The organism is Amycolatopsis orientalis DSM 43388 (assembly GCF_000411975.1).
GTDB lineage: Bacteria > Actinomycetota > Actinomycetes > Mycobacteriales > Pseudonocardiaceae > Amycolatopsis > Amycolatopsis orientalis_D.
On record NZ_ASXG01000111.1, the window covers coordinates 1 to 17,721 of the forward strand.

General features: G+C 71.7%; 14 protein-coding genes and 1 pseudogene. 11 read left to right on the forward strand and 4 right to left on the reverse strand.

The genetic code is table 11. The annotated features are described in order from the left end of the window. Positions 1–251: 251 nt before the first annotated feature. The 3 genes and pseudogenes from L942_RS21665 (at position 252) to L942_RS21675 (ending at position 4,851) form a co-directional block, all read left to right on the forward strand. Positions 252–3,133, forward strand: a pseudogene (locus tag L942_RS21665) (alpha/beta fold hydrolase). Further along, positions 3,130–4,068, forward strand: coding sequence for an ABC transporter permease (locus tag L942_RS21670; RefSeq protein ID WP_037363373.1), 939 nt, complete (start codon positions 3,130–3,132; stop codon positions 4,066–4,068). The pseudogene L942_RS21665 and the gene L942_RS21670 overlap by 4 nt, the downstream one beginning before the upstream one ends. A gap of 27 nt (positions 4,069–4,095) precedes the next feature. Then, positions 4,096–4,851, forward strand: a complete 756-nt coding sequence (locus tag L942_RS21675) for an enoyl-CoA hydratase/isomerase family protein (RefSeq protein ID WP_037363376.1) — start codon at positions 4,096–4,098, stop codon at positions 4,849–4,851. Between the two features lie 186 nt (positions 4,852–5,037). Here the strand turns inward: L942_RS21675 and L942_RS21680 are convergent, their stop codons facing one another. The 4 genes from L942_RS21680 to L942_RS21695 form a co-directional block, all read right to left on the reverse strand. Continuing rightward, positions 5,038–5,439, reverse strand: a complete 402-nt coding sequence (locus L942_RS21680; protein ID WP_037363384.1) for a type II toxin-antitoxin system VapC family toxin — start codon at positions 5,437–5,439, stop codon at positions 5,038–5,040. After that, entirely contained in the window at positions 5,436–5,708 is a 273-nt protein-coding gene (locus L942_RS21685) for a type II toxin-antitoxin system VapB family antitoxin (protein ID WP_037363386.1), read from the reverse strand. The genes L942_RS21680 and L942_RS21685 overlap by 4 nt, the downstream gene beginning before the upstream one ends. A gap of 27 nt (positions 5,709–5,735) precedes the next feature. Continuing rightward, complete coding sequence (gene uvrB / locus L942_RS21690; RefSeq protein WP_037363389.1) at positions 5,736–7,895, reverse strand: excinuclease ABC subunit UvrB; 2,160 nt, start codon at positions 7,893–7,895, stop codon at positions 5,736–5,738. A gap of 115 nt (positions 7,896–8,010) precedes the next feature. Beyond that, a complete protein-coding gene (locus L942_RS21695) occupies positions 8,011–9,381 on the reverse strand; it encodes a DUF5685 family protein (RefSeq protein WP_037363391.1) in 1,371 nt (456 codons plus the stop codon). Positions 9,382–9,495: 114 nt separating this feature from the next. Between L942_RS21695 and L942_RS21700 the strand changes: the two genes are divergently transcribed. The 8 genes from L942_RS21700 to L942_RS21735 all read left to right on the forward strand — a co-directional run bounded on the left by L942_RS21700 (position 9,496) and on the right by L942_RS21735 (position 17,662). After that, positions 9,496–10,014 (forward strand): DUF402 domain-containing protein, encoded by a 519-nt coding sequence (locus tag L942_RS21700; protein ID WP_037363394.1) that lies wholly within the window; start codon positions 9,496–9,498, stop codon positions 10,012–10,014. 80 nt (positions 10,015–10,094) lie between these two features. Continuing rightward, positions 10,095–10,850, forward strand: a complete 756-nt coding sequence (locus L942_RS21705) for a class I SAM-dependent methyltransferase (RefSeq protein ID WP_037363396.1) — start codon at positions 10,095–10,097, stop codon at positions 10,848–10,850. Between the two features lie 71 nt (positions 10,851–10,921). Continuing rightward, the gene (locus L942_RS21710) at positions 10,922–11,827 is read left to right on the forward strand and encodes an ABC transporter ATP-binding protein (RefSeq protein WP_037363398.1); all 906 of its coding nucleotides are present in this window, start codon (positions 10,922–10,924) and stop codon (positions 11,825–11,827) included. Between the two features lie 14 nt (positions 11,828–11,841). Then, entirely contained in the window at positions 11,842–12,579 is a 738-nt protein-coding gene (locus tag L942_RS21715) for an ABC transporter permease (RefSeq protein ID WP_037363409.1), read from the forward strand. A 5-nt stretch (positions 12,580–12,584) separates the two neighbouring features. Continuing rightward, positions 12,585–14,099 carry an ArnT family glycosyltransferase gene (locus tag L942_RS21720; protein WP_037363418.1) on the forward strand — a complete coding sequence of 505 codons (1,515 nt, stop codon included), beginning with the start codon at positions 12,585–12,587 and terminating at the stop codon, positions 14,097–14,099. Between the two features lie 94 nt (positions 14,100–14,193). After that, complete coding sequence (locus tag L942_RS21725) at positions 14,194–15,711, forward strand: ArnT family glycosyltransferase (protein ID WP_440201333.1); 1,518 nt, start codon at positions 14,194–14,196, stop codon at positions 15,709–15,711. Continuing rightward, complete coding sequence (locus L942_RS21730; RefSeq protein ID WP_235079306.1) at positions 15,708–17,039, forward strand: sensor histidine kinase; 1,332 nt, start codon at positions 15,708–15,710, stop codon at positions 17,037–17,039. Before L942_RS21725 ends, L942_RS21730 begins: the two co-directional genes overlap by 4 nt. Then, positions 17,036–17,662: a response regulator gene (locus tag L942_RS21735; RefSeq protein WP_037363415.1), complete on the forward strand. Its 627-nt coding sequence runs from the start codon at positions 17,036–17,038 to the stop codon at positions 17,660–17,662. Before L942_RS21730 ends, L942_RS21735 begins: the two co-directional genes overlap by 4 nt. The last annotated feature ends 59 nt before the right edge of the window (positions 17,663–17,721 follow it).

The following is a 17,721-nucleotide window of genomic DNA, read 5'->3' on the forward strand; positions in this document are numbered from 1 at the left end:
GGCGTTTGGGGTGAGCGGCGGGACAGGCCGAAGGCCCCTCCCGCCGCTCACCCCAAACGCCGGCTAAAAGCGATCCCGCCCGCGGCGGCGAAGCCGACGCCATCAAACACAGTTCGCGCGTGGCGCCCTTCCCCCTAAACCCGCCCCGGGCTAACGCCCCCACGCCTCCACTCCCTCCACGAGTGACCCTCATGTGTAATCCGCGTGAGGCCGCATCCCCGTTCTCAGCGAAATCGTCATAACGTCGCGTCGTGCCCCGAATCCCGATTCCCCGCACCCGCGGTTCCCGGCTCGCCGCCGTCGCCGCCGTGGTGCTGGTCGCCGCGGCCGCGGTGACCGTCTGGGCGACCCGCGACCGCGGCCCCGCGCCGGTCCGGACCCAGGACGCTTTCGTCTCGATGCCCGCCGCGCCGGGGTCCTCCGACCAGGTCCGGATCGACACGACGACCTACTACCCCGAACACACGCCAGCGCCCGCGGTGCTGCTCGCGCACGGCTTCGGCGGCGACAAGTCCAGTGTGGACCCGCAGGCGCGCGAGCTGGCCCAGCGCGGGTTCGTGGTGCTCGCCTGGTCCGCGCGCGGATTCGGGCACAGCACCGGCAAAATCGGGCTGAACGACCCCGACGGCGAGGTCGCCGACGCGCGGCGGCTCGTCGACCGGCTGGCGGCGAGCCANNGGCGGCGAGCCACGACGTGGCGACCGGCTCGGACGGCGCGCCCGAGATCGGCGTGACCGGGGCGTCCTACGGCGGTTCGCTCTCGCTGCTGCTCGCCGGGACCGACCATCGGGTGCGCGCGCTCGCTCCGGTGATCACCTACAACGACCTCGGCCAGGCCCTCGTGCCGAACGCCGCCGCGGCGACCGCTCCGCCGGCGAAGACTCCGGCCGCTGGCGCGTTCTCTCCGGACGGCGTCTTCAAGAAGAGCTGGGCGGGCATCTTTTTCTCCGCCGGTTCGGGCGCGGCCGCGGCGAGCACGCCGTCCGCCGAAGCTCCCGAGGCGGGGCAGCCCACCAGCGACACCGGCGGCACGGCCGGGAACAGCGGAGGCACCGCGCCGCAGGCCGCCGCACCGCCCTCGAGTGCCCGCGCCGAGCGGCCGTCCGCGGATCCGTGCGGCCGGTTCACCGCGGCCGTGTGCAAGGCGTACGCGGAACTCGCGACCACCGGCAAGGCCGGCCCGGAGACGGTCGCGCTGCTGCACCGCGTCTCCCCCTCGTCGGTCACCGGCAAGATCACCGCGCCGGCCCTGCTCGTCCAGGGCGAGAGCGACACGCTGTTCGGGCTCGACCAGTCCGACGCCACCGCTCGGCAGATCACCGCGGCGGGCGGATCGGTGCGCACGATCTGGTACACCGGAGGGCACGACGGCGGCATCCCCGGACCGCAGCTGCGCGCGAAGATCGGCGACTTCCTGTGGTCGTCGCTCACCGGCCAGGGCGACCCGGGCCGCGGGTTCAGCTACGACGTCCAAGGCACGTTGCGCGCCAACGGAACCCCGTCGGTCCGGACGGTCAACGCCGCCGCCTACCCCGGGCTCGCCGGCGCCGGAACCGAACGGAAGCAGGTGGCGCTCAGCGGTCCGGCGCAGCCGATCGTCCGCCCCGCCGGCGCGAATCCGGCCGCGGTGAGCGGGATTCCCGGGCTCAACGGGCTCGCGGCGAGCACCTCCCGGCTGGCTCCGCTGTTCAGCAGCGACCCTCCGGGACAAGCCGCGCAGTTCAGTACCGCGCCCTTCGACAGCCAAGTGCTGCTCTCCGGTTCGAGCACGGTCCGGCTTCAGGTCGCGGCCGACCCGGCGAATCCGCAGCCGGAAGCAGTGCTGTTCGCGAAGCTGTACGACGTCGGCCAGGACGGCACCCGCGTGCTGCCCGCGAACGCGGTCGCGCCGTTCCGGGTCACCGGGCTGCCCGCGGACGGCACTCCGGTCGACGTCACGGTGACGCTGCCCGGGGTCGTGCGGCCGATCGACTCCGGGCATTCGCTGCGGCTCGTCGTGGGCACGACGGACCAGGCGTACTCGGTGCCGACCCAGCCGGCGGTGTTCCGGGTCGGGCTCGCGCCCGGCGCGGCGCTCGCCGTCCCGGTGGTGCCCGGCGCCTCGGTCGGCGCTCCCCTGCCGGTCGGGCAGCTGATCGGCATCGGCGCGACGCTGCTGGTCGCGATCGCGGCCGTCGTGGTCGCGGCGATCCGGCGGCGCCGGGCGCACGACGTCGACCCGGAACTCGCGGACACCCCGCTGGTGATCAAGGGACTGCGCAAGCAGTACGCCGGAGGGTTCACCGCGGTGTCCGACCTGTCGTTCCGCGTCGAACCGGGCCAGGTGCTCGGCCTGCTCGGCCCGAACGGCGCTGGCAAGACGACCACGCTGCGGATGCTGATGGGCCTGATCACGCCGACCGCGGGCGAAATCCGCGTGTTCGGCCACCGGATCGCGCCGGGCGCGCCGGTGCTGTCGCGGATCGGGTCGTTCGTCGAGGGCTCCGGGTTCCTGCCGCATCTGTCCGGCAAGGCGAACCTGGAGCTGTACTGGGCGGCGACCGGGCGGTCGGCCGAGAAGGCGCATTTCACCGAGGCGCTGGAGATCGCCGGGCTCGGCGACGCGGTGCACCGCCGGGTGAAGACCTACAGCCAGGGCATGCGGCAGCGGCTCGCGATCGCGCAGGCGATGCTCGGGCTGCCGGAGCTGATGGTGCTCGACGAACCGACCAACGGGCTCGACCCGCCGCAGATCCACCAGATGCGCGAAGTCCTGCGGCGCTACGCCGCCACCGGGCGCACCGTCGTCGTCTCGAGCCACCTGCTGGCCGAGGTCGAGCAGACGTGTTCGCACGTGGTGGTCATGCACCGCGGGCGGCTCGTGGCTTCGGGAGAGGTCAGCGAGCTGGCGGCCTCGAGCGGCGAGGCCACGTTCCGGGTCGGCGACTCGGCGGCGGCCGCGGCGGCGCTCAAGAGCGTCGGCGGGGTGTCGGACATCGAGACCGAAGGCGATCTGGTGCACGCGAATCTCGACGGGCTGCCGCGCGCCGAGGCGGTCGCCGCGCTGGTGCGCGCCGGGGTCGCGGTGGAGCAGGCCGGGCCGCGCCGCCGGCTCGAAGACGCGTTCCTGCAGCTGGTGGGAGAGGATTCATGAGCGAGGGCAACGGTTCCGGCGGGGTGCACACCGACCCGGCGGCACTGCAGGAACTGAGCGACCTGGCCACCGCGGAACCGGCCGAGGTCGGTCCGGACGGCGCGGTCGCCGGCTACCGCGCCGACCGGACGCTGCGGCTGGGCGTGGAGCTGAAACGGCAGCTGCGCCGCCGGCGGACCCAGCTGGTGCTGGCGTTCGTCGCGGTGCTGCCGTTCATCCTCGTGGTGGCGTTCCAGATCGGGCAGTCCAACCCGAATCGCCGCTCCGGCGGGTTCGTGGACCTGGCGACGGCGAGCGCGCCGAACTTCGTGGTGCTCGCCTTCTTCGTGTCCGGCACGTTCCTGCTGCCGATGATCGTCGCGTTGTTCTTCGGCGACACGATCGCGAGCGAATCGTCGTGGTCGAGCCTGAAGTACCTGCTGGCGATCCCGGTGCCGCGGCATCGGCTGCTGCGGCAGAAGGCCGCGGTGTCCGGGCTGCTGTCGATCGCCGCGCTGGTGCTGCTGCCGGTGATGTCGCTGGTGGTCGGCCTCATCTGGTACGGCGCGGGCGACGCGATCAGCCCCACCGGCGACGCGGTCGGCTTCGGCGACAGCCTGCTCGCGCTGCTGATGTCCACTGTGTACATCGTGGTGCAGCTCGCCTGGGTCGCCGGGCTGGCGCTATTGCTGAGCGTTTCGACGGACGCGCCGCTGGGCGCGGTCGGCGGGACGGTGCTGGTGGCGATCCTGTCGCAGATCCTCGACCAGATCACCGCGTTGGCGGGATTGCGGAACTATCTGCCGACGCACTATTCGTTCGCCTGGCTCGACTTGATCTCCACCGACATCGACTGGACGAACCTGGCCAGCGGGGTGCTGTCGTCGGTCCTCTACACGACGGTGTTCCTGCTGCTGGCGGGCCGCCGGTTCGCGCGCAAGGACGTCACCAGCTGAGCCGGGACGTCCGGTACGGTTCGGCGCGTGACGATCCACCTGGAACTCGATGCCGGCGTCGCACTCGTGACCCTCGACCACGGGCGCGGCAACACCCTCGACACCGCCACCTGCAAAGAACTGGTGATCAGACTCGAAGAGGCCGACGCGGCCGGGGCGCGCGCGGTCGTGCTCAGCGGGTCCGGCGACATTTTCTGCGCCGGAGTGGACCTGCTGGCCGTCGACGAGGGCGGCGCCCGGTATGTCAGCGATTTCCTGCCCGCGCTGTCGGACGCGTTCCTGGCCGTTTTCGGCTTCCCGCGCCCGGTGGTGGCGGCGCTGAACGGCCACGCCATCGCGGGCGGCATGGTCCTGGCGGCGGCGTGCGACCACCGGATCGCCGCGGACGGCCCCGGCCGCATCGGCGTGACGGAGCTGCTGGTGGGCGTGCCGTTCCCGTTGTCGGCGCTGGAAATCATGCGCTGCACCTACGGAACGACGCCGCTGCCGTCGCTGATCTACAGCGGCGCGACGGTCACCATGGCCGACGCGCTCCCCCGCGGCCTGGTCGACGAGGTCGTGGCCGGCGAGGACGTGCTCGGCCGGGCCCGCGAGCTGGCCGCCCGCCTCGGCGAACTGCCCGCGGAGGCGTTCGCGCACACGAAGCAGCAGCTGCGCCAGCCGTACCACCAGCGGATCGCGGAGAACCGCGTGTCCGACGACGCGCAGGTGGAACGGCTGTGGCGGTCGGAACCGGCGCTGGCGGCGGTGAAGGCGTACGTGGAGAAGGTGCTGAAGCGCTGACCCGCCACCCGACGGGTGGCCTGGGCCGATCGCGGGAAGGGGACTTTCTTGCCTCAGCTCTGCCCGCGCGCCCATTGCTTCGGGCGCATGTTTCTGTGAAAGTCGAAGCGAGGGTCCGGGAACCGGGGGTGCCTCAGTTCGGAGTGCACCCCCGGGCACTGGGGTTTCTTCCCGGCCCAGGCGCCGTCAGTTCTCCTCCAGCTTGACCAGCTCCAGGTCGGTTTGCGGGAAGTCGTCGCCGATGCAGAGCAGCGGTTCCCCGGCGATTTTGGCGGTGGCGTAGCTGTGGCAGTCTCCGAGGTTCAGCTTCGCCGGATGACGGCCCTTCCCGAACTGGCTGAAGGCGTCGGTGGCGATCTCGCTGTGTTCCTCGGTGAACGGGACGACCGTGATGTGGTTGTCCTGCATGAACCGGGCCAGGGCAAGCCTCCCCCGCGAACCGAGCCGCACGGTCAGGACGATGCCTGCCTCCACCAGAGTCGGCGCGCCGATTTTCGGCGCGGTTGCCTCGGCGAGGCGCTCTTCGAGCAGATCGTGGCCCGGCTCGCGCAGGAGAATCGCGACGATCGCGGAACTGTCGACGATCACACGCCCTCCGGCCCGAATCCGAGAATGTCCTCTTCCTCTTCCTTGGAGAGCGGCTTTCCCAGTTCCTCGGGTGGGATGAGCGGCCAGATCTCCTCCTCGAGCACCCGGCGCATCTGCTTCAGCCGTTGCTCGGCGTTCTCGTGCTTGCGCAACTGGTCCCGGCGCAGCTGGAGAGCCTCGCGGACCGCGCCGGTCTTCGTGGTGCCGGTCAGTTCGGCCACCTCCGCGGCCAGGCGCTCCGTTTCCGGATCCTTGATGTTCATCGCCATGGTGTAATGGTACCGGAAAGGGTGTAACTACTTGATCCCGGCCGCGTCCATCCCCCGCAGTTCCTTCTTCAGGTCGGCGACCTCGTCGCGCAGCCGGGCGGCCAGTTCGAACTGCAGGTCGCGGGCGGCCTGCATCATCTGGTCGGTCATCTGCTGGATCAGGTCGGCCAGTTCGGCGCGCGGCATCCCCGACACGTTCTTGTCGGTGAGCATGCCCGAGCTGCGGACGCGGTCGCCCTGTTCCGGTTTCTTGCCGCGCGAGGCGTTGCGGCCCGAACCACCGACCGCGACCGTCTCGTCGGAGTCCTCCGCCTCGCTGTAGACGCGGTCGAGGATGTCGGCGATCTTCTTGCGCAGCGGCTGCGGGTCGAGTCCGCGTTCCTCGTTGTAGGCGATCTGCTTCGCGCGGCGGCGGTCGGTCTCGTCGATCGCGTACCGCATCGAATCGGTGATCTTGTCCGCGTACATGTGGACCTCGCCGGACACGTTCCGCGCCGCGCGGCCGATGGTCTGGATCAGCGACGTGCCGCTGCGCAGGAAGCCTTCCTTGTCCGCGTCGAGGATCGCGACCAGCGACACCTCGGGCAGGTCGAGGCCCTCGCGCAGCAGGTTGATGCCGACCAGGACGTCGTAGTCGCCCGCGCGCAGCTGGCGCAGCAGCTCGACCCGGCGCAGCGTGTCGACCTCCGAGTGCAGGTACCGCACCCGGATGCCCAGCTCCAGCAGGTAGTCCGTGAGGTCCTCGGCCATCTTCTTGGTGAGCGTGGTGACCAGGACGCGCTCGTCCTTCTCGGCGCGCTCGCGGATCTCGTGCACCAGGTCGTCGATCTGGCCCTCGGTGGGCTTCACGACCACCTTCGGGTCGACCAGGCCGGTGGGCCGGATGACCTGCTCGACGAACTCGCCGCCGGTCTGCCCCATCTCGTACGGGCCCGGCGTCGCCGACAGGTACACCGTCTGCCCGATCCGGTCGGAGAACTCCTCCCAGGTCAGCGGCCGGTTGTCGACCGCACTCGGCAGCCGGAACCCGTAGTCGACGAGGTTGCGCTTGCGGCTCATGTCGCCCTCGTACATGCCGCCGATCTGCGGCACCGTCTGGTGCGATTCGTCGATGACCAGCAGGAAGTCTTCCGGGAAGTAGTCGATCAGCGTGGCCGGCGCGGAACCCGGGCCGCGGCCGTCGATGTGCCGCGAGTAGTTCTCGATGCCGGAGCAGAAGCCGACCTGGCGCATCATCTCGATGTCGTAGGCGGTGCGCATCCGCAGCCGCTGGGCCTCCAGCAGCTTGCCCTGCTTCTCCAGTTCGGCCAGCCGCTCCTCCAGCTCGGCCTCGATGCCGCGGATCGCCTTCTCCATCCGCTCCGGGCCGGCGACGTAGTGCGTGGCCGGGAAGATCCGGACCTCGTCGACCTCGCGCACGATGTCGCCGGTGAGCGGGTGCAGGTAGTACAGCTTGTCGATCTCGTCGCCGAAGAACTCGACGCGGATCGCCAGCTCCTCGTACGCCGGGATGATCTCCACCGTGTCGCCGCGGACGCGGAACGTGCCGCGCGCGAAGGCGATGTCGTTGCGCGAGTACTGCACGTCGACCAGCGCGCGCAGCAGCACGTCGCGCTCCACCGTGGCGCCGACCTCCAGCTTCGTGGACCGGTCGAGGTACGACTGCGGCGTGCCCAGGCCGTAGATGCACGACACGGACGCGACCACGATGACGTCGCGCCGCGAAAGCAGGTTCATCGTCGCGGAGTGGCGCAGCCGCTCGACGTCGTCGTTGATCGACGAGTCCTTCTCGATGTAGGTGTCCGTCTGCGCGATGTACGCCTCGGGCTGGTAGTAGTCGTAGTAGCTGACGAAGTACTCGACCGCGTTGTGCGGGAACAGTTCGCGCAGCTCGTTCGCCAGCTGGGCGGCCAGCGTCTTGTTCGGGGCCATCACCAGCGTGGGCCGCTGGACGCGCTCGATCAGCCACGCGGTGGTGGCCGATTTGCCGGTGCCGGTGGCGCCGAGCAGCACGACGTCCTTCTCGCCCGCCTTGATCCGGCGTTCGAGCTCGTCGATCGCCGCCGGCTGGTCGCCGGCGGGCTGGTACTCGCTGACGACCTCGAACCGCCCGCCGGCGCGCGGCACCTCGGAGACGGGGCGGAAGTCGGACTGGGCGAGGACGGGGTGTTCGGTTGCGAAAGCCACGAGAACCAGGGTAGGCCGGAGCACCGACAATTTCCGCCACGGCCCCGCTGAGCTGGGGATCTGCCGCTTCTCCGGGCCGGAGGCGAAACCCGAGCCCGCCGATCGCCGGTGTCCCTCAGCAGTTGCCGCAGTCGCACCCGTCGCAGCAGCTGCAGCAATCGCAGCAGTCGCAGTCGCAGTCGCAGCTGCCGTTCGGTTCGCCGCTCCACGGGCCCGGGTACGGGTCGCGGCAGCAGAACTGGCACGAGCAGCACATGTAGGTCGCGATCGCGCAGCCCGCGAAGAAGTTCCGGCGTTTCGGCGGGACCGCGAACCTCGGCGCCCAGCAGCCGCCGCCCTTGCCGTCCAGCGAGCCACCGCCCTCCGGCGGCTCGGGACCGTCCGGACCGCCCGGCCCTCCTGGTCCACCTGGCCCTCCTGGTCCACCTGGCCCTCCTGGTCCCCCGGGTCCGCCCGGGCCGGGCATTCCGGCAGGTCCGTATCCGGGAACCGGAGCGCCGTAACCCGGCGGCGGACCGTACCCGGACACCCCCGGCTGAGCGGGCCCGGGCGCGCCGATCCCCGGCCCGTACGGCGACTGCTGCGGCGTCGGTCCCGGCCCGATCCACCCGGGCGGCGGCTGCTGCCCGTGCGGATGGTGGTGCCCGAACGTCCGCCGCACCGCCTGCCGCAGCTCGTGCACCAGCAGCACGTGCACCAACGCCGAATCGGCGAACTCCGCCTCCCGCAGCGCCAGCTCGACCCCGAGCACCGCGTCCGAGCACAACCGGCGTGCCTCGTCCAGCGCGGTTCCCGTGGCCAGCAACGGGTTCCAGGCACCGGAGGCGGCGTCCGCGGCCAGGTCCTCGACCGCGTCGAGCAGGTGCGCCACCCGGCCGAAGAGCCGCCCGGCCTCGGCGAGCGGCGCGCGGTTGGCGGGGCGTCCGGCCAGCACCGCGGTCTGCGCGAACGCCGCGGACGACGCCAGCTCAGCCGGTTCGGTCGCCAGCAGGGGCGAGTCCCCGGCCCGCAGAGCGCGTTCGAGCTCCCCTTGCCGACCGACCGCCTCAGTCAGCACCGCAGTGTCGAAACCGATGTCAGCACCCGTCCGCCCGCCCTGCGCGGCCCAGCGCCGGGCGACCAGCCGAGCCGCTCCGGCCACCGGCCGCCGGGCGAACGCTCCGTCCCGGTCGGCGACGTGGTCGTCCACCTTCGCCGAGGCGAGCACGAGCGACACCGCCGCGGCGAGCCGGGCACCGTCGCCGACCGCGACCGACGCCGGCCGCATCGACCGCAGCGGGCACGGTCCCGCGGCCCGCCGGGGCCCGCTCGGCAGCTGCGCCTCGACCAGCGCCGACACGATCAGCGCGTCGTAGTTCGTCACGACCCGGGCGAACTGCCCGTGCTGGTCGCGCAGGGCGAGGCACAGTCCGCACAGATGCGCCGTCCAGTCCGCATGAAGCCGCCCGGCCAGCCGATGCCGGCAGGGCCTGATGATCCCGAACAACCGCTCGTCCCCCCAGGAGAACCGAATGACCCGGGAACTCTAGCCCGCCGGCCGGGCCCCGGACCGGCGTTCCGGCGATTCTCCTCCAGCGCGCGGGCAAGGCAGGATGGGCGGATGACCGATCTGCACCCGCCCAAGGTCGAGACGTTCGACCCGGCCGCCCGCGTGAACATCGACAACAAGGGCATCCGCCGCGACGTGGAGGAGTTCCGCGAGGAGCCGTTCGGCCTGTACCTGGCGCGGCCGACGCCGGGGCGGGCGCAGTTCCACTACCTCGAGTCGTGGCTGCTGCCGGAGCTGGGGCTGCGGATCACCGACTTCTGGTTCAGCCCCGGCCACGAACGCGACCAGGACTTCTACCTCGACGTGGTGCGCGTGCACCGCGACGGACCGCGCTGGATCGCCACCGACCTCTACCTCGACCTCGTGCTCAAGGACAAGATCTCGGTCCGGGTGATCGACACCGACGAGCTTCTCGCCGCTGTCGCCGGAAAGCTGCTGTCAGAGAAGGAGGGCGAGTACGCGCTCGAAGCCGCGTACGCCGCTGTCGAAGGGCTCGCCGCGCACGGCTACGACCTGACCGCCTGGCTGTCCACAAAGGACATAACGCTCGGCTGGCGCAGGCATCCGTAACCGGGGACGGGGGAATTCCCCACCCCGCCCGGCGGTCAGCCGGATTACCCGGGGCGGTTCGCCCGGCCACGATCAGCGGCATGGAACGAACCGCGAACCAGGTGACGCTCGACCTCGTGTGCTCGCTGTATGCCGAGCACGCCGATGCGTTGCGCGCCGCGAAGGACGCCCAGCGAGCCCATCGCCGCGCGCATCCGGCGATGAAGACGCAGCTGGACGACGTCGAGGCGGAGATCACCTACCTGCTTCTGCGGTACCTCAGACCGGAGAAAGTCGTGGAGATCGGCTCGCTGCACGGCTGGTCCACGAGCTGGCTCCTCCGCGCGCTCGCGGACAACGGCACCGGCCGGCTGACCACGGTCGACCTCGTCGGGAACGCGACCCGGACCGTCCCGCCCGCGCTGGCCAAGGGCCGCTGGGAGTTCCGCCAGGGCGACGCGCGCACCCTCGCCGGCGACTGGCTGTCCGATGTGGACTATCTGTTCATCGACGCCGACCACGGCGCGCGCTTCGCGAGGTGGTACCTCTCCGCCGTCTTCCCGGAACTCGACGCCGCGGTGAGCGTGCACGACGTCTTTCACCGCGCCACCCCGCTGCCGTTCACCGAAGGCGCCGAAGTCGTGCGCTGGCTGGAAAAAACGCAGACCCCGTACTTCACCGCGGCCCGCGCCCGCGCGAAACACGCGTACGCTCGCCTCACCGAACTGCGCCGCGAACTCGGCGTCGACGCCGCCGTGCACCCCGGCCGCGACAACCCGATGATCTACTTCCGCATCCACCGATCGGTGGATGCGGGGGAAACAGCCGGTGGACCGGAACTCGCGCCGTTCCGCTGATCCGATCGGCCCCGCGGCCCGGAATTCTCGAAGGCAGCAACCGCTGCGATTCGAGAGGGGACTCCGGGGCAATGCCGGTCATCGAGGTGCGGAACCTCCATAAACGCTACCGCGGGAAAACGGCGGTGGAAGACGTTTCGTTCACCGTGGAGCAGGGCGAGATCTTCGGGATCCTGGGCCCCAACGGCGCCGGGAAGACCACCACGGTCGAATGCGTCGAGGGCCTGCGCTCCCCCGACGGCGGCACCGTTTCGGTGCTCGGGCTCGACCCGCGGCGCGACGTCCGCGAACTGCGGCAGCGTCTCGGCGTCCAGCTGCAGGAAAGCCAGCTGCCCGGCCGGTTGCGCGTCGGCGAGGTGCTCGGCCTGTTCGCCGCGATGTACCGCACCCCGGCCGACCCGGAGCGGCTGATGGCGCTGCTCGGGCTGACCGAAGCGCGGAACACCTTCTACCGCAAGCTTTCCGGCGGCCAGCAGCAACGCGTGTCGATCGCGCTCGCGCTGGTCGGCAGCCCCGAGGCGGTGGTGCTCGACGAGCTGACGACCGGTCTCGACCCGCAGGCCCGCCGCGACACCTGGGACCTCGTCGAAGCGGTCCGCGCGGAAGGCGTGACGGTCGTGCTCGTCACGCACTTCATGGAGGAGGCCGAGCGGCTGTGCGACCGGATCGCGGTGATCGACGCCGGGCGCGTCGTCGCGATCGACACCCCGGCGGGGCTCGTCGGACGGGTCGGCGGCGAGCAGCGCATCCGGTTCCGCCCGTCCGCGCCGGTCGATCCGCGAGAACTGGCCGGGCTGCCGGACGTGCTGCGGGCCGAGCGGAACGGCGCGCAGCTGGTGGTGACCGGCGGCGCCGGCGCGCTGCAGGCGGTGACGTCGTTCCTCGCCCGCGCCGACGTGGTGGCGGGCGAGCTGCGGGTGGAACAGGCCAGCCTCGACGACGCCTTCGTCGCGCTGACCGGCCGGAAACTGGACTGAGGGGGGAACCGGAAGTGTTGTCGAAGCTGACCGTCGCCGAGGCGAAGATCTTCCTCCGCGACCCGGGCGCGCCCGCCGTGGTGCTCGGGATCCCGTTGGCGTTGCTGCTGGTGTTCGGGCTGATGCCGGGTTCGCGCGAGCCGAGCGCCCAATACGGCGGCCAATCGTCGCTGGCCACGGTGATCGCGCCGATGGCGGTGGCTCTCCTGCTCGGAATGCTCGCGGTGTACCTGCTGCCCGGCGCGATGGCCGCGCACCGGGAGAAGGGGGTGCTGAAGCGGCTGGCGGCGAGCCCGATGCCGCCGTCGCGGCTGCTGGCCGCGCAACTGCTGGTGAACCTCGCCGTCGCCGTCGTCGCGATCGTGCTCGTCGTGGGGGTGGGCACGATCGCGCTCGGCATGGCCCTGCCGAAGAACCCGGGCGGTTTCCTCGCGGTCCTGCTGCTGGGCGCGGTGTCGCTGTTCTCGGTCGGCACGCTGCTCGCCGCGTTCGTGCCGACCGGCCGCGCGGCGAACGGGATCGGCGCGGCGGTGTTCTTCCCGATGCTCGCCCTCGGCGGCGTCTGGGTGCCGAAGGAACAGCTGTCGCCGGTGTTGCAGCACGTCGCGGACATCCTGCCGCTGGGCGCGACGCTCGGCAGCCTGCGCGAGACCGCCGCCGGACACGCGCCGCACCTGCTGCCGATGATCTCGCTCGCGGTGGTCGCCCTCGCGTGCTCGGCGCTCGCCGCCCGGTTCTTCCGGTGGGAGTGAAGGCGATGACCGCGACACAAGAGGAAATCACGACCTCCCGCTCGGTGGCGCCGTTCGCCCGGATGCCGGTGTTCGGCATCGCCGCGCTGATGGCCGTGCCGCTGGTGCTCACCGCGAACAACTACGGCTACTTCGGCGACGAGCTGTACTTTCTCGCCGCCGGAAGGCATCTGGCCTGGGGCTACGTGGACCAGCCGCCGCTGCTGCCGCTGCTCGCCCGCGCGATGGACACGATCGCGCCGAATTCGCTGTTCGTCCTGCGGCTCCCCGCGATGCTGGCGATGCTCGCCGGGGTCGTGTTCGCCGCGCTGATCGCCCGCGAACTCGGCGGCCGCACTCGCGCGCAGGCGCTCACCGCCGCGACGTTCGCCGCCTGCACGCAGTTCGTGGCCAGCGGCCACTACCTGGCGACCTCGACCCTGGACCCGTTCCTCTGGACCGTCCTGCTCTGGCTGGTCGTCCGCTGGATCCGCACGCGCCGGGACGGCCTGCTGCTGTGGGCCGGCGTCGTCACCGCGGTCGCGTTGTACGTGAAGTTCCTGATCGGCGGCTTCTGGATCGTCGCCGGGATCGCGCTGCTGATCTGCGGCCCGCGCGACCTGCTGCGCCGCCCGATGCTGTGGGCCGGGGCCGCGCTCGCCGCGCTGGCGCTGGTCCCGACGCTGGTGTGGCAGGCCCGGCACGGCTGGCCGCAGCTGAGCATGGGCGCGGCGATCTCGCACGAGGTCGGCGAAACCTGGGGCGGACGGCTGTCCTGGCTCCCGCAGGTCCTGCTGCTCACGGGGGTTCCGGTCGGCGTGGTGCTGCTGGGCTACGGCCTGTGGCGGCTGCTGCGTTCGCCGCGGCTGCGTTCCTACCGGTTCCTCGCCTGGACCACGCTCGCGCTCGCCGCGGTGTTCTTCGCGGTCAACGGCCGTTCCTACTACATCGCGGGCATGCTCGCGCCGTGCTGGGCGGCTGCCGCGGTGGAACTCGAGGCCGGGCAGGTGTCCCGGTGGTGGCGCTGGATCCCGACCTGGCCGGTCTACGTGCTCTCCGCGCTGCTGATCGTGCCCGCCGCACTGCCGGTGTGGCCGCACTCCTGGGTCGCGAAGAACCCGTCGCTGCCGACGCCGGCGTTCTCGTTCGCCGAGGTCGGGTGGTCGGAAAGCGCCCAGTCGGTCGCGAAGGCGTTCCATCGCGTGCCCGATCCGGCGCACACCGCGATCGTCGGCGAGACGTACTGGACCGCGAGCGCCCTCGACCGCTACGGCCCGGGCCTGGGCCTGCCCGAGCCGACCAGCCCCAACCGCGGGTACGCGACGCTGGCCGTCCCGCCCGACTCGGCGCGCGACGTCCTGTTCGTCGGCGCCGACCCCCGTCCGCTGCTCGGGCATTTCGCCCATCTCGAGCCGGCCGGCACGGTGACGACCGGGGACGCGAAGCCGAGTGTGGCCGACGGCACCCCGATGTGGCTGGCCACCGGGCGGCTGCGGCCGTGGGCGGAAATCTGGCCCGAGCTGGCGAACACCGGGACTTGACCGGCGGCCCCCGCCGTACGCCGGGGCGAGGCCTCGCCCGTAGGGTGCGGGCGAGGCCAGCCCCGATCCGCCGACAGGGAGCAGGATGGATGCCGTGACCACGGCCACCGCACCGAGCACGCCCGACCGCGCGCTCGCCGAGTTCGCTCGGCGCCCGGTCTTCCTGCTCGCCGCGGGAACCGCCGCCGTACTCCTCGCCACCGCCGGCCGCTACGGCTACTTCGGCGACGAGCTGTACTTCCTCGCCGCGGGCAAACACCTCGCGTGGGGTTACGCGGACCAGCCGCCGGTGCTGCCGTTCCTCGCCTGGCTGGCGAACTCGGTGGCGCCGGGCTCGCTCGTCGTGTTCCGGATCCCGGCGATCCTGGCGACCGCCGCGGGCGTGGTGTTCACCGGGCTCATCGCGCGCGAGATGGGCGGCGAACGCAAGGCGCAGACCCGCGCCGCCGCGGCGTACGCGATCTGCGGGCAGTTCGTCGGCAGCGGCCACTACCTCGCGACGTCCACTGTGGACCCTCTGCTGTGGACGATCGTGCTGTGGCTGCTGGTGCGCTGGATCCGCACCCGCGACGACGACCTGCTGCTGTGGCTCGGCGTCGCGACGGCGGTCGGGCTGAACGTGAAGTTCCTGCTCGGCGGGTTCTGGGCGGTCACCGCGCTTGCCGCGCTCGTCTTCGGGCCGCGAGACCTGTTGCGCCGCCCCAAACTGTGGCTGGGCGCGGCGATCGCCGCGCTCGCGTGCGTGCCGACGTTGCTCTGGCAGGCCGCGAACGGCTGGCCGCAGCTCGGCATGGGCGACGCGGTCTCGCGCGAAGTCGAGGAGGCGGGCGGCCGGGCGATGTTCGTGCCCGCACTGCTCGCCGGAGCCGGTCTGGTCATCGGCGCGCTGGGCGTGCTGTACGGGCTGGCGGTGCTGCTGGGCAGCGCCCGGCTGCGCGCGTACCGCTTCCTCGGCTGGACCGCCGTGGGCGTCTTCGCGATCTTCCTGATCGGAAACGGCCGGTTCTATTACGCCGCAGGCACTTTCGGCCTGCTGTGGGCCGCCGCCGCGGTGCATCTCCAGGACCGGCGGGCCGCGCTGTGGTGGCGCTGGGTGCCGACGTGGCCGATGTTCGTCCTCTCCGCGGTCTACAGCCTCCCCTACGCGCTGCCGGTGTGGCCGGTGCAGTGGCTGGTCGAGCATCCGACCGCGCCGCGCCCGGCGTACGCGATGGAGGAGTACGGCTGGCCGGACCTGACCGCGTCCGTCGCCAAGCAGTACCGCGCACTGCCGCCGGAGGAACGGACCCGCACCGCGCTCGTCACCGGCGGGTACTGGCAAGCCGGCGCGCTCGACCGGTACGGGCCGGAGCAGGGCTTGCCCGAGGCGTACAGCGCCAGCCGCGGATTCTGGTACTTCGGCCGCCCGGACGACAACGCGGACACCGTGCTCTTCGTCGGCCGCGAACCGGCGAAGCTGGCGGCGCACTTCCGGTCCGCGCGCGTCGTCGGCGAAGTCGACAACCGGCTGGGTGTTCCCAACGCCAGCCAGCACATGCCGATCTGGCTGCTCGACGGCCGGATCGGCAGCTGGGCCGAGATCTGGCCGCAGCTGAAGGACCTCAAGGCGTGAGACTCGAGGACCTGCGAGGGGTCAAACTCGACTGGCGGGGGTCGCTGACGCCTCCGGCAGCGGGACGGGAGGACGAGGCGCCGGTGCGGTGGCACCGGTGGTACCGCCAGTCCGAGACCCTGCTCGCGTGGCTCCTGCTGCTGATCTCCGTCCTGCTCACCGCGCTGGGCACCGACCGTCCGGGCGACCACCGGGCAGCGACCCTGCTGATCGCCGCGGGAGCCGCCGGGTGGCTGCTGCTCACCACCGTCCTGCTCAGCGCGAAACTCCGCGACCACCCGCTGGTCGCCGCGGGGTCGTTCGCCGGGGTCGTCACGCTCGGCGCGATCCTCGAAGGGCGCGAAACGTACTTCGTCATCTTCATGGTCTACGCGTTCTTCGCCGCCATGCGGATGAAACCGATGGTGCTGGCCGTGCTCGGCATCGGCATCACTTCGCTGCTGATCAACACCATGACGCTCGGCGGGCCGATCCACGCGCTGTCCGCCTCGCCGGGGGTCTGGATCTCGCTGGTGATCGTGCAAACCGCGGCGATCAGCGGCGGCGGCGCCGTGTTCGCCGCCGTGGGCAGGCAGAACGCCGAACGCAAGCGGATGCTGGACCAGCTGGCCGCCGCCGAGGCGGAGAACCGCGGGCTGCAACGGCAACTGCTCGCGCAGGCGCGCGAGGCGGGCGTGCTCGACGAACGGCAGCGGCTGAGCCAGGAAATCCACGACACGCTCGCGCAGGGGTTCACCGGCATCATCACCCAGCTCGAAGCCGCCGCGCAGGCCCGCGACGACGCGGCGGAATGGGAACGCCACCTCGCCGCGGCGACCCAGCTGGCCCGGGAAAACCTCACCGCGGCGCGGCGTTCGGTCGCCGCGCTGCGCCCGGAACCGCTCGAAACCGCGACACTGCCCGAAGCGCTGTCCGAGGTCGCCCGGCTGTGGAGCGAACGCACCGGCGTGCCCGCGGAGTTCTCGACGACCGGGACCGCCGTCCCGCTGCATCCGGAGCTGGAGGCCACCCTGCTGCGGATCACCCAGGAAGCACTGTCCAATGTGGCCAAACACGCGCGGGCCGGCCGAGTCGGGATCACCCTGTCCTACATGGGCGACGAGGTGACCCTCGACGCGCGCGACGACGGCGTCGGCTTCGACCCGGCGCCCTCGCCCGCGCCGCCGACGGCGGAAGGCGGGCACGGCCTGCCCGGCATGCGGCGGCGCGCGGAACGGCTGGCCGGCACCCTGCACGTCGAGTCCGAACCGGGCGGCGGCACCGCGATCTCGGCGCGCCTGCCCGCGATCCCGGCTGCCACAATGGACCCGACCGAGGGGGCCTCATGACCATCACGCTGCTGATCGCCGACGACCACCCGATCGTCCGGGACGGGCTGCGCGGCATCTTCACCGGCGAACGCGGCTTCGAGGTGCTGGGCGAGGCCGCGCACGGCGCCGAGGCGGTGACGCTCGCCGAGGCCCTGCGCCCCGACGTCGTGCTGATGGACCTGCGCATGCCCGGCACCGACGGCGTCGCCGCGATCACCGAACTCGCCCGCCTCGGCAACCCGGCGCGCGTGCTCGTGCTGACCACGTACGACACGGATTCCGACGTGCTGCCCGCGATCGAGGCGGGCGCGACCGGGTACCTGCTGAAGGATTCGCCGCGCGAGGAACTGTTCCGTGCCGTGCGCGCCGCCGCCCGCGGCGAGGCCGTCCTCTCCCCCGCCGTCGCGAGCCGGATCATGGGGCAGATGCGCGCACCGGCCCAGGAACCGTTGTCGCAGCGGGAGGTCGAAGTGTTGAACCTCGTCGCACGCGGGTCGACGAACAAGGAAGCGGCGAAGAAGCTGTTCATCAGCGAGGCGACCGTGAAGACGCACCTGCTGCACGCGTACGCGAAACTCGGCGTGAAGGACCGCGCGGCCGCGGTGGCGGTGGCTTTCGAACGCGGCTTGCTCGGGTCCTAATACTCCAGCTGTAGTTCGTGATCGGGTGCTGGTTGTTGGTGTCGCTGCTGGTAGTGGCT

What these genes read in the sequence shown, in the direction of transcription:
- L942_RS21670 (WP_037363373.1), top strand. Translation starts at nt 3,130, where the DNA reads ATGAGCGAGGGCAACGGTTCCGGCGGGGTGCACACCGACCCGGCGGCA.
- L942_RS21685 (WP_037363386.1), bottom strand. Translation starts at nt 5,708, where the DNA reads ATGGCGATGAACATCAAGGATCCGGAAACGGAGCGCCTGGCCGCGGAG.
- L942_RS21700 (WP_037363394.1), top strand. Translation starts at nt 9,496, where the DNA reads ATGACCGATCTGCACCCGCCCAAGGTCGAGACGTTCGACCCGGCCGCC.
- L942_RS21705 (WP_037363396.1), top strand. Translation starts at nt 10,095, where the DNA reads ATGGAACGAACCGCGAACCAGGTGACGCTCGACCTCGTGTGCTCGCTG.
- L942_RS21710 (WP_037363398.1), top strand. Translation starts at nt 10,922, where the DNA reads ATGCCGGTCATCGAGGTGCGGAACCTCCATAAACGCTACCGCGGGAAA.
- L942_RS21720 (WP_037363418.1), top strand. Translation starts at nt 12,585, where the DNA reads ATGACCGCGACACAAGAGGAAATCACGACCTCCCGCTCGGTGGCGCCG.
- L942_RS21735 (WP_037363415.1), top strand. Translation starts at nt 17,036, where the DNA reads ATGACCATCACGCTGCTGATCGCCGACGACCACCCGATCGTCCGGGAC.